Origin of the sequence: Vibrio vulnificus CMCP6 (assembly GCF_000039765.1) — a bacterium.
In the GTDB taxonomy this organism is placed as follows: domain Bacteria; phylum Pseudomonadota; class Gammaproteobacteria; order Enterobacterales; family Vibrionaceae; genus Vibrio; species Vibrio vulnificus_B.
The window spans coordinates 1,140,825-1,152,453 of sequence record NC_004459.3 but is presented as its reverse complement, the minus strand read 5'-3'; the positions used below and the strand labels follow the sequence as shown (position 1 = coordinate 1,152,453).

The 11,629-nt window shown below is 47.8% G+C and carries 14 protein-coding genes; 3 read left to right on the top strand and 11 right to left on the bottom strand.

The features are described 5' to 3' along the window. Positions 1-41: 41 nt before the first annotated feature. The 3 genes from ftsX to ftsY are packed head-to-tail and all read right to left on the bottom strand — an operon-like array spanning position 42 to position 2,882. Positions 42-1,010 (bottom strand): permease-like cell division protein FtsX, encoded by a 969-nt coding sequence (ftsX, locus tag VV1_RS05505; RefSeq protein ID WP_011079168.1) that lies wholly within the window; start codon positions 1,008-1,010, stop codon positions 42-44. Then, positions 997-1,674, bottom strand: a complete 678-nt coding sequence (ftsE, locus tag VV1_RS05500) for a cell division ATP-binding protein FtsE (protein ID WP_011079167.1) — start codon at positions 1,672-1,674, stop codon at positions 997-999. The genes ftsX and ftsE overlap by 14 nt, the downstream gene beginning before the upstream one ends. Positions 1,675-1,694: 20 nt before the next feature. Next, the gene (ftsY, locus tag VV1_RS05495; RefSeq protein ID WP_011079166.1) at positions 1,695-2,882 is read right to left on the bottom strand and encodes a signal recognition particle-docking protein FtsY; all 1,188 of its coding nucleotides are present in this window, start codon (positions 2,880-2,882) and stop codon (positions 1,695-1,697) included. Between the two features lie 205 nt (positions 2,883-3,087). Here ftsY and rsmD point away from each other — a divergent pair, with 205 nt between their 5' ends. Continuing rightward, the gene (gene rsmD / locus VV1_RS05490; protein ID WP_011079165.1) at positions 3,088-3,681 is read left to right on the top strand and encodes a 16S rRNA (guanine(966)-N(2))-methyltransferase RsmD; all 594 of its coding nucleotides are present in this window, start codon (positions 3,088-3,090) and stop codon (positions 3,679-3,681) included. Between the two features lie 18 nt (positions 3,682-3,699). After that, positions 3,700-3,966 (top strand): DUF1145 domain-containing protein, encoded by a 267-nt coding sequence (locus VV1_RS05485; RefSeq protein WP_011079164.1) that lies wholly within the window; start codon positions 3,700-3,702, stop codon positions 3,964-3,966. A gap of 65 nt (positions 3,967-4,031) precedes the next feature. Here VV1_RS05485 and VV1_RS05480 read toward each other — a convergent pair whose 3' ends face one another. The 4 genes from VV1_RS05480 to VV1_RS05465 form a co-directional block, all read right to left on the bottom strand. Further along, on the bottom strand, positions 4,032-4,625 hold the full coding sequence (locus VV1_RS05480; RefSeq protein WP_011079163.1) for a YhgN family NAAT transporter: 594 nt from the start codon (positions 4,623-4,625) through the stop codon (positions 4,032-4,034). 193 nt (positions 4,626-4,818) lie between these two features. Beyond that, positions 4,819-5,040: a YecH family metal-binding protein gene (locus VV1_RS05475; protein WP_011149125.1), complete on the bottom strand. Its 222-nt coding sequence runs from the start codon at positions 5,038-5,040 to the stop codon at positions 4,819-4,821. A gap of 76 nt (positions 5,041-5,116) precedes the next feature. Further along, a complete protein-coding gene (locus VV1_RS05470) occupies positions 5,117-5,737 on the bottom strand; it encodes a lysoplasmalogenase (RefSeq protein WP_011079161.1) in 621 nt (206 codons plus the stop codon). Between the two features lie 1,031 nt (positions 5,738-6,768). Next, the gene (locus tag VV1_RS05465) at positions 6,769-7,137 is read right to left on the bottom strand and encodes a hypothetical protein (RefSeq protein ID WP_013570937.1); all 369 of its coding nucleotides are present in this window, start codon (positions 7,135-7,137) and stop codon (positions 6,769-6,771) included. Between the two features lie 235 nt (positions 7,138-7,372). On the opposite strand from VV1_RS05465, the gene VV1_RS05460 reads away from it, so the two are divergent. After that, positions 7,373-7,702 carry a DUF2500 domain-containing protein gene (locus VV1_RS05460; RefSeq protein ID WP_011079159.1) on the top strand — a complete coding sequence of 110 codons (330 nt, stop codon included), beginning with the start codon at positions 7,373-7,375 and terminating at the stop codon, positions 7,700-7,702. Here the strand turns inward: VV1_RS05460 and VV1_RS05455 are convergent. From VV1_RS05455 to VV1_RS05440, 4 genes are all read right to left on the bottom strand, one after another. Beyond that, positions 7,699-8,712: an acyltransferase gene (locus VV1_RS05455; protein WP_011079158.1), complete on the bottom strand. Its 1,014-nt coding sequence runs from the start codon at positions 8,710-8,712 to the stop codon at positions 7,699-7,701. The two genes, VV1_RS05460 and VV1_RS05455, sit on opposite strands and share 4 nt — an antisense overlap. A gap of 99 nt (positions 8,713-8,811) precedes the next feature. Next, positions 8,812-10,029, bottom strand: a complete 1,218-nt coding sequence (gene arsJ, locus VV1_RS05450; RefSeq protein ID WP_043921083.1) for an organoarsenical effux MFS transporter ArsJ — start codon at positions 10,027-10,029, stop codon at positions 8,812-8,814. Between the two features lie 67 nt (positions 10,030-10,096). Beyond that, positions 10,097-10,606: a phosphatase domain-containing putative toxin gene (locus tag VV1_RS05445; RefSeq protein WP_011079156.1), complete on the bottom strand. Its 510-nt coding sequence runs from the start codon at positions 10,604-10,606 to the stop codon at positions 10,097-10,099. Next, the gene (locus tag VV1_RS05440; protein ID WP_011079155.1) at positions 10,606-11,607 is read right to left on the bottom strand and encodes an ArsJ-associated glyceraldehyde-3-phosphate dehydrogenase; all 1,002 of its coding nucleotides are present in this window, start codon (positions 11,605-11,607) and stop codon (positions 10,606-10,608) included. Before VV1_RS05440 ends, VV1_RS05445 begins: the two co-directional genes overlap by 1 nt. Positions 11,608-11,629 lie beyond the last annotated feature (22 nt).

The following is an 11,629-nucleotide window of genomic DNA, read 5'->3' as shown; positions in this document are numbered from 1 at the left end:
TGATTCTTTGTGACGATTGCCTACTATAAGACCCGCATCACTTAAACAGGTTCAATTTCTTTTAAATGGCGCTGCGCCGATACTTTTGCCGCCACGCAACCTAAGAAGGTCCCTGTCATCACAAGCAACAAGGATTCATCCCAACTTAGGCCAATAAGACGAAATTGGCTGTCGTATAAAGCCGCGAGATCCGCAACGGCACCATTCAACAACACCGTAATCAGCGCGGTAAAACACCACGCCGATACCGCGCCGAGTAAACCAAACCACATTCCTGAATATAAGTAGGGGCGCAGAATAAAGTTGTCTGTCGCACCAATGAGTTTCATGGTTTGAATTTCTTCTTTGTTGGCGAGCACATTAAAGCGCAAGGTATTGCCAACGATTAAAAATACAGCACCCAACATTAACAGTGTCAAGGTCATGACAATAATTGTCGCGACCGTTTTTATTGCATCTAACCGTGTTAACCAATCTTCGTCTAGACGCACATCAGTAATGTCTTCTTCTTGACGCAGTTGTTGCGCCAACGCTTTGATGGCGTTGTTCTCTTCCACCGCTGGGGTGATCACCAAGACGCCCGGTAGGGCATAATCTTCCAGTAAGCTTAACGCTTGGTCAAAACCGGAATACTGGCTGAGATGCTCTAAGCCTTGCTGCGGAGAGATGTACTCCACCAATTCAACATCTTGCTGCGTTTCCAACTCATCTTTGAGCACCATGACTCGAGCTTCTGGTACGCCTTCACGCAAGTAGGCACTCACTTGTGCTGGCGACGTGACATGCGAGGTGGCAACGGCGATGTTTTTACCAAGCAAATACAAACAGGCAGGCATGGCTAATGCCATGGAGATGACCGCTAAGGTTAAAATATTCCCCAGCGGGCGATGCCAGATCGCTTTGAAGGAGGCTTTGGCTTGCTTGATATGAATCGAAACAAAACCGTCTGTCTTAGGGCGATTCGAGGTCGATTTGCTCGCTGGCTTTTTAAGGCGTTTATTCGCGGCCATAATCTTCTACCTCACTGAGAAAACCTTGGTTAAGTTCGAAATGACGATACTGAGGACGAGAGTTAACCAAGTTGATGTCGTGTGTCGCCAATAAAATGGTCACGCCAGCACGATTGAACTCTTCAAACAAACGCAACACTCGGTTGGACAACTCAGGGTCAAGGTTGCCCGTTGGTTCATCGGCCAACAACAAGGTTGGGCGATTGACCACGGCGCGAGCGATGCCGACACGTTGCTGTTCACCACCAGAAAGTTGGCTAGGCAAGCAGCGGGCTTTATCAAGCAGCCCTGTTTTGTCGAGAGCCGCCGAGACTCGGCGTTTTATCTCATTCTCTGAGATGGATTCAATGCGCATCGGCAGTGCCACGTTGTCGTAAACACTGCGATCCATCAGTAAGCGGTGATCTTGGAAAACAATGCCGATATTACGACGTAAAAACGGCACGTCTTTATTCGGAATGCGTGTGATGTCATGACCATTGAAGCTGATGCGACCATCAGTAGGCCGCTCAATGGCACAGATCAATTTCAGCAAGGTACTTTTACCGGCACCTGAGTGTCCACCTAAAAATGCCATTTCGCCACGACGTAAATGAAAGTCGACTTTTTGCAGGGCCTGACGGCCGCCACGATAGGCTTTACTTACCTGCTGAAATCGGATCACCGGTTATTCCTCTCTAATGCTTACTCTTCTCGACTAAATAGCGCGTCGATAAACTCTTGGGTTTCAAACGGGCGGAGATCCTCAATCCCTTCACCCACACCGATGTAACGAATAGGAATGTTAAACTGATCGGCAATAGCAAAGATCACGCCGCCTTTAGCCGTGCCATCCAGTTTGGTCAAGGTGATCCCGGTGATCGGCGCGACATCGCTAAACAGTTTCGCTTGGCTGATGGCGTTCTGACCAGTACCCGCATCCAAGGTCAACATGATTTCATGCGGTGCGGAGTCGTCGATTTTCTTCATTACTCGGACAATTTTGCGCAGCTCTTCCATCAAGTTGCTCTTGTTCTGCAAGCGACCCGCGGTATCGGCAATCACCACATCAACCCCACGCGCTTTAGCTGCTTCAATCGCATCATAAATCACCGATGCGCTGTCTGCGCCAGTGTGCTGTGCGATCACTGGGACATTGTTACGCTCACCCCACACTTGCAACTGCTCAACGGCCGCCGCACGGAAGGTATCGCCCGCCGCCAACATCACTTTCTTACCTTGATTTTGGAACTGTTTCGCCAACTTACCAATGGTGGTGGTCTTACCCACACCATTTACCCCGACCATCAGGATAACGTAAGGGGTTTTGCTGCTGTCCACTTGCAATGGTTGCTCAACCTTAGAGAGGATCTCCGCCATCTCTTCTTTGAGCAAACCATACAGAGCCTCACCATCTTTTAAGTCACGGCGAGACGCTTTTTCTGTTAGGTTTTCGATGATTTTCAACGTGGTATCCATACCCACATCCGCAACGAGTAGCTGTTCTTCCAACTCTTCAAACAGATCATCGTCGATTTTCTTACCTTTAAATAGGCCAAAGAAACCCGCGCCGATATTGGCTTTCGTGCGGCTCAAGCTACGTTTTAGACGCGCAAAAAAGCTTTCTGTTGGTTTTTCTTGTTCTTGCACGCGCGGTGCTTCAACCACCACAGGTGTCACTTCAACGGGTTCTTCAGTTGCTGGTTCGCTGATTGGTTCTGCCGCCACCTCTTCAACCACTTCTTGACTGGCAATCGGTTCAACGCTCTCTACGGTTTTTTCGTCAGACTCGCTGATCACCTCTTCTGATTGTGCAGGCTCTGGTTGTTTTACTTGGTCATCGTCACCAAAGCCAAGCCACGATAGTAATCCGCGCTTTTTCTTTTCCGTCATCGGGAGATATCCTGGTTTCTTATATACTGGGTTGAATCTTTGCTGATGCGCAGGCAAAGAGACAATCGCGACTGGTATACGCATGTGATCCGTTTTTCTCGGCGGAATAATGGTACACTTTGTCACTATCAAATTCTGGGCAATATCCAGGCTTTAGGCCTGGGCGATTGGCTATAGTAACACTTTATTAGCGGTCAAAAAATCTATGGTAAGACGTCGCCAGCAAAACACATCACAAAATAAGCCAACAACTGGCTGTGTACGCATCATTAGTGGCCTTTGGCGAGGGCGAAAGCTGCCCGTGCATGACGCCGAAGGCTTGCGCCCTACAACTGACCGAGTCAAAGAAACGCTGTTTAACTGGTTAGCACAGGATATCCCTCGCGCTCGCTGTTTGGATCTGTTTGCCGGCTCTGGCGGCTTAGGTTTTGAAGCGGCATCACGTCAGGCAGAGCAAGTCACCATGTTGGAGTTAAACCCCAAAGCGTTTGCTCAATTGCAACAAAATGTCACAGCACTAAAGGCAAATAATATCAAAGTGATTCAAGGCGATGCACTGCAATTCCTTAAGCAGCAAGGCACACCGCATCACGTGGTGTTTATTGACCCGCCATTTCGCCAAGGACTGCTTGCCGAAGCCGTGACTTTGCTGGAGCAAAATGGCTGGCTGGCAGAGGATGCAATGATTTATATTGAGACAGAAAAAGAGTTACAGGTTGAAGCGCTGCCAGCTTCTTGGCATTTGCATCGAGAAAAAACTGCTGGACAGGTCAGCTATCGCCTCTATGAACGCCAATAGTTAGCAAAGGATCTTGGAATGAAAGCACTGCTATTTTTAGCGAAAGCCGCTATCTCATTTGTGTGGTTAATCCTGTTGTTTAATATCTTCTCCCCATTTCCGGGGAATGCCGCCATTGTGCTCTACATCATGACGGCATTTTTGTTCATCATGCATGGACTACAAATGCTGATCTTCGTCGGCGCGTTTGGTGACAAAATTACCATGACGCGCTGGGAAAAGAATTCCATCCTGATATTTGGTATTTTTGCCCTGCTCGATATTCGACGCAAATATATGATGTAATTCTTTCCCGTTAGAAATAACAATGCCGCTCCCTAGAGCGGCATTGTTTTATCCCGTTATTCAGATTAGCTCACGGCGCCCATATAGCTTTTAACACCGTTGAGGAACATTTGGGTTGAAATCATCACCAGCAACAATCCCATCAAACGTTCAACCGCCTTTAAGCCGCGCTCACCCAAAATACGGTGGAAAAAGCTGTAGAACATCAAAATGATGAAGGTCGCAAACCACGCGATCAGCACAGCAATCGACAAATCAGTTAAGTTATTTGGGTGCTGTGAAGAAAGCAGCAACAACGCCGCGATCACAGAAGGCCCAGCAATCATCGGTATCGCCATCGGTACAATAAAAGGCTCTTCACCTGCTGCCAAACCGGTAATGCTGCCTGCACTGGGGAAGATCATCTTGATTGCGATTATAAACAAGATAATACCACCCGAGATACTGAGCGTTTCCGGTTCCACCTGAAGGAACTTCATGATGCTCTGCCCCGCAAATAGGAATAACATCAAAATGAGGAGGGCAAACAGTAACTCACGAATCAATACCTTGCGACGTCGCTTAGCATCAATGTGCTTCAAGATAGATAAAACAATGGGAAGATTCCCCAACGGGTCCATGATAAGGAACAGCATGGTGGCTGCAGCAAGAATGTCCATAGGTGCTCTCAAAATACAACAATGGCGAGAGTATATACCAAATGGCGTTGGGAGGCAGGCGCGCACAAACGCCGAAAGGCTTGCGGGCAAACAAAACGACTTGATCAAGATGGCCCGTAATCAAGTCGTGAAAGAATCAGAATAACGGGTAATTTGCCTAACGAACAAGCACCACCGCGTTCAGAAAAACCGCTTAGTGATTACAGATTCGCGCCAGATTTACACAGAATTTTCCTTGCTGCTCACTGATTTTTTCTCGTTCCAACAAAAAGCTCAGCAGTGAGTCCAAGTCGAGCCCTTGTAATTTGCACGTATGAAAACGGGTATCGCCACCGAAATGCGCAAGCAATTCTGCACGGTCCATCGGTTGTTCTTTAAGGAGATGAAGAAGATTGTGAGCATGGATATCATTCATGGATTAGGCGTCCTGTAACACGTCAAGTGACCCCAGCTTAACCTTTTATAAAAATCGTGTTTTGACCTAAAACAGCTCAATAGATGATAGAAGCCACGATCAAAGCATGTGCGACAAAATAACTGCCCGACACCCAAACATAGGCACGCTTCATCGGTTTTCGATAGCCGTGAATCGCATACGCCAGAGCAGAATAAATCATGACTAAAGTTCCGGTAAAACCGATCGCATTGGAGAAGTTGCTTGCTTGGAGCCACACTTCTCCAGCAGCCCAAGCCAACTGCACCAGCATAATGCCCATAATCACGACAGGAAAAACCAATGAATCCAATTGAGGAAGGAGTAAGAAAAACGCCACGATACTCGCCGCCAACAGTAAGGCAAGGAGCCACCAAACGATATCACCATTGAGTTGTAACCAGAAAGACTTGCTGTAACAAAGCTGCGCGAGGAGAAAGCCTGAAAAATAGAGCGTTTTTTTTGATTTCAAAGAATGGAGCGTGTCGGCAAAAATCGACACTAACAGTCCTGCGGCAATCCAATAGCTGTGCCCAGAGTCTGGCCCTTGGGTCAACACCAAGATCAATAACAACACCAGAGTGAACACTTTAAAAAACAGTGACTGAAATGGACTCGCTTGACGAGCACCCAAAACGGATGTCATTCCAGATAAGCCTATCGCTAGCCAACTCCACATCTGTATTACCCTTCTCTTTGTTACGCGGCTAGTCTAGGTAGCAAGAGGATTATGTAAAGCAGTAAAAGGCGAAAGTTGGATCTTGATAGCGAATCACTGCTTATTGTGAAGCAAGCCATAGCTTAGAGCAAAACTGTAAGTTTACAGTATCGGCTCACAGCAACGCGTTTTAAATTCAGAGCCTCTAGATGAAAAGCGTGACAAAACACAGAAAGCAAACGTTAAACCAACTCAAAGTAAAATAAGTCGAACATTATCAGAGGGAATGAATAACAATAGACTGAAAAAACAAAATTAAAAAGCAGAATATAGCAGAAACAACAAGAATAAATTCAACAACTTAAACATCAAAAGAAAGGAAAACCCGCTCTCAATCTGGTACAACCAGAATAGACCACTAATCACATCATTGTTTTCTCATCCAATGATAAATCCCCCATACAGCCTCTATTGACTTTCTTGAATTTCAAATCCACACCATCAAAAAACACGACTATTAAGCCAAAAGAGCAGCAAGAACCACCAACACCAGACAAAGAGCACTAGACACTATTTGAGCAATATCACACCAACAAAAAGCCAATTAAAAACAAAAAGTTAAAGAACACATAATCAAGAAAATACAAATAAGAGCAATTTAAAAGCACCCAAAAAACACTGTTTTATTGGGGCATCAAGGTCAATTAATCATAGTTAAGTTATTTTTTTAAAGAGATTTTAAAAGATCTATTGATCAAGCCTTAAAATCGATGCTATATTGCACACATAGAGTTCATCAACCGTTAGTGGAGGTAGTGTTGTGATGTCTTCTTCTCAAAAGCAAGGACTAGTAATGATCGCAGTTATCGTTGGTTTAATGACACTACCAATGATGTACTAAGTTTCAGAATCTAAATAAAAAACGGGATGCTTTCGCATCCCGTTTTTTATTGTCTTTCATACACAAATTAGACATTGTAAGACCAATCGCTCAGCTCACGCCTGACTCCGTGTTCCGCGAATTGCCTCAGTTCATTTTTCCCAATTGACCGTTATTTAAAATGCTGGCTAAGTACGTCCCAGTTCGCGTAGTAAAAAGCCATTGCCCCCAATGTCATGGAAAGCATCAGTAAAATCGCCACCCGCCAGATAAATCGGCCACTTCTTGGTGTCAGTTCTTTTTCACACTCATCACATGCCGCCAAAAAGCTCTGTTTATCGTCCAACTGATAATTATCTTCATGCACGACTTTATTGCGTACCGTCGCAATAAAACGGAGCTTACCAATCACGTCATGTGGCAGACGCTCTTCACAGCTCGTCACCAGCTGATGCAACCCTTTACCTTCAGCATGATATTGAGTGCGCAACAAAGTCTCTAATCTACGGGTACGAGTGACCACTTGTTCGATTTCTGACATCGTGCCCTCCTTTCGCTCGAGTGTTTGTTTCATTCTATTCTTCTACAGTTTGATTCACATTTCGAGCCAAGTGAGCCGCATAGACTCAAAATTGTGCTCTCATACGCATATAGAATGTGATATGCGCCGAAAATTTTATCGTCTCTTATCTCTAGATCACGATTCGCTACTGGCAACCCCTTGTTTGGCAACTAGGTTCTGTAAAATGAGACACTCATTCAGACTGGAGGTCATCATGCCTATTTCCTTTGTTTTTGCCGTACTCGCATTGATTGCTATTGGTGGCTGGCTCTTCGTTCGTTTCTATCGTACTCATATTCAAGGCAATAACGCCCCAGAACAAAAAGTACAGGTCACTGTGCTTGATAAACAAGTCATCCCTATTGCCGATGCTCAGCCTGGTGAAGATGATCAAGAGTATTGGATCTACGTACAACGTGGCGCTCTCGGACCCAAACGCGAGTTTCAGGTCGGTGTGCACTATTTCCACGCTCTTAACCCCGGCGATAAAGGGGAGCTCACCTACAAGGGCGACAAGTTTCTTCACTTTGCCCTGAAGCGCTAAGGCAACAACCAACGTGTCTTAGCGGAGAGCGAAAATAGATAACTCAACGCTAAGGCACCCGCCCCACTCAGCACGACCCATAACGGGATCACCCACGCAGGATGACCCTGATACCAGCCCAACTCTTTCATTGGCCATAGAAAAATAGGATGCAATAAATAGATGCCTAAGCTGTGGCGGCTGATCAACGCCACCCACTTTTGCCATTGAGCCGACAACCGCTCGCCCACATAGCGACACAGCACAAACACCATCGATGCCGCCAATACCACATTGATGGTTTTATACGACAGCCAACGCCCGACGGTGTATTCCCCTGCAACAAGGCTATTACTTACCACCATGATAACCGTGGCAGCCAATGCCATTCCCCCCAGCAGCACCGACCCAACGACCACTGAGCGTTGATTCGGGACTTTGCTAAAGAGCAGATAGCCAAGAGGAAGGTAGCCACTGTACAGCCATAGCTCGTAGCTCCAAGGGCCATCGATACCCGCCAGATACAACACAGTGGTGAACAACCATAACGCGGTAAAGAGATAGAGGATGTCCTGACGTTGATGGCGAACAAGCCACTGGAACATCGGAATCACAAAATAGAGCGGAATAAAATAATAGAAGAAACCAAGATGGTAATAAGTAGCATGCTCTGGGCTGTTGCTGAGCACTTCTGTCACTTTGCTGCCATCAAAACCGCTCGCACTCAAGCCGGAGAGGAGCGCATAGAACAACGACCAAAAGAGAAAAGGGATCAGCACCTTACCTAAACGACGACGAGCATAATAAGGCAGATCAAATGGCCGAGTGTCACTGAGCATCAGGGCGCCAGTGATAAGAATAAAAACCGGTACCGCCCAACGAGAAATACCATTGATACCAACGGCCGTCACCCATTGTTCAAAAGGAATCCCCCCTAACTCATGACGATAAGGCGCAAGCACATGAATGGCGATCACGGCCACCGCCGCGACACATCGTAGCAAATCAAAAAACTGAACTCTTTCGCGCATTCTCTATCCTCTTGCTTTTCATGGCTTTGACTATAGCAATAAAAAAAGCTGACGCATGAAATCATGCGTCAGCTTTTGGTTAGAATTCACACACTGCGATCAGGCGGTTTTCGCTGCAAAGCGAGGGAGCTTGATTGAAATTAACGTCGTCAAAGCCAAGAAGAAGCAAGAGACCCACAAGCAAGCAGCCAAACCGAATTCTTGATAGATCCACCCCGACAATAGTGTGCCGATCAAACGGCCCATGGCATTGGCCATATAGTAAAAACCCACATCCAATGAGACGCCATCGCCTTTGGCATAACTGACAATCAGATAAGAGTGAAGGGAGGAGTTAATTGCAAACACCGCCCCAAATAGCAACAGGCCAATCACGATCACTTGCTGAGGATGCCACGCTTGTTGCACCGCATAGGCAATGGCTCCTGTTAGCAATGCCAATAACGCGGCCCAGTAAAAAGCACTGTGACCATCCGGCACTCGACCTTGCGCTTTCCCTGTAATGCGCGGCGCGATGCCTTGCACAACGCCATACCCCATGACCCATAAGGCAAGAAAGCCTCCGACCCAAAGATGATCCCAGCCAAATACGCTGCCAAGGTAAACGGGCAGTGCCACCACAAACCAGACATCTCGCGCACCAAAGAGAAAGAGGCGAGCCGCAGAGAGAATGTTGACAGGCGCCGATTTGGAGAAAATCTCATTAAACTTCGGCTTGTTTTTCGCTTTGCCCATCTCCGACTCTAGGCTAACCAAACTGCCAATCAATACTAGGGTGAGTCCCCCCGCCATGACGAGTACCGCGTATTGAAAACCGAGGACAGCCAATAAGAGACCACCGAGGAAAAAACCCGCCCCTTTTAAGGCATTCTTCGAACCCGTCAGAATGGCCACCCACTTGAACAATGCGCCTTGCTGCTCGTCCGGTACCAAGGTTTTGATGGCGCTTTTGGCACTCATCTTATTCAAATCTTTGGCAATACCAGAAAGTGCTTGCGCGGCCATCACCCAAGGAATCGTCAGCCAAGCGGCGGGGACTGCCAACATCAACAACGCGATGATTTGCATGGCCAAGCCGATGTTCATGGTCTTATTGAGCCCGAGCCTTGCCCCCAACCATCCACCAATCAGGTTGGTCACCACGCCAAAAAACTCGTAAAACAAAAACAGCGAGGCAATCGCCAGCGCCGAGTAGCCAAGGTCGTGGAAATAGAGCACCACCAGCATGCGCAGTGCCCCATCGGTTAAGGTAAAGTTCCAATAGTTAAACGTGACCAGCATGTATTGGCGGACACTTTTGCTCAGTTGAGCGATCATCATTAGCCCTCTGTGTACAGGTTAACAAGCTTTTGGATCATGATGATCCAAAAGCTCTAATGGCTGCTCACTGTGCGTTTGCCACAGATTCGATGTAGCTCAACTGCACTTCTCGCGTGAAGGCGCCGGGTCTCAACGCTTGCACTTCACGGATAATGTCGTCCAATGCCCAGCCTTGCTCTAGCAGCAAATGGGCGGCGAACAATCCGGTGCGACCGGAGCCGCCCATGCAGTGCAGCGCCACTTTGCCACCATCACGGAGAATGGCTTGCAGCTCTGGGCTGGCTTGCTGCCAATGCACGGCGAAGGTCTCATCTGGCGCGCAGTCATCTTCGATTTCGATTTGATACCAACGCATGCCGAGCTCGACGACCAACTGGCCAAGCTCTGCGACCTCTTTACTCGCCAGTTCCGCATCGCCCAGCGCCGTCACAACGGCTTGTACACCGCTGTCCGCCAACTGTTGCAATGACGAACGTAAATCGACCCCTTTGGTACCAGGGCAAGGTGTTAAGACCAATGCGCCAGACGGTAGGTCCAATTGCCAAACAGGGTGGTTGGTGATTGACGTTGCCATTATGCCGCTCCTACTTTACGCACAAGCTCTGCGGTACGGGTCGCGTAGCCCATTTCGTTGTCATACCAAGCGTAAATCTTCACCATGCGTGTACCCACCACCATGGTAGAGAGGGCATCGACGATGGTTGAGCGTTGGTCGCCACGATAATCAATCGACACCAATGGGCGCTCTTCAAAGCCGAGAATGCCGTTTAACTCCCCTTGCGAGGCTTCTTTGAGTAACGCGTTGACCTCTTCAGCAGTGGTGTCACGCTTCACATCAAAAATAATATCGGTCAGTGAGGCATTCGCTAGAGGCACGCGCACCGCGTGACCGTTAATGCGATCTTTCAATTCTGGGAAAATTTCCACAATCGCCGTGGCACTGCCTGTGGTCGTCGGGATCAAGCTCATGCCGCAGGCACGGGCACGACGCAAATCTTTGTGTGGCGCATCAAGAATGGTTTGCGTGTTGGTGAGATCGTGGATAGTGGTAAATGATGCTTGTTCGATACCGAGTTTCTCGTGAATCACTTTCACCACTGGCGCAATGCAGTTGGTGGTGCACGAGGCTGCAGTCACAATGCGGTGCTGCTCTGGGTTGAAGATCTCGTCATTCACACCCACCACAATATTGGCAATGCCCTCTTCTTTCACTGGAGCGCTGACCACCACACGTTGCACGCCTTGCTCGAGGTATTGATTAAGGAAGCGGCTTTTGCGATGTACGCCTGTCGCTTCAATCACCACATCACAGCCCGACCAATCCACCGCACTGATGTCACGCTGTTGAGTGGTTTCAATCACGTGGCCATTGATGTGCAATTGCTGACCTTGCACCGTCACCTCGTGGTGCCAGCGCCCCTGCACTGAATCGAACTCCAACAAATGGCCCAATGTGGTAGAATCCCCCGCCACATCATTAATTAAAACAAACTCCAATTCTGGCCAATCAAAGGCCGCGCGCATTGCCAAGCGGCCAATACGGCCAAATCCGTTAATTCCCACTTTGATAGTCATGGTCTATTCCCTAATGATTCAA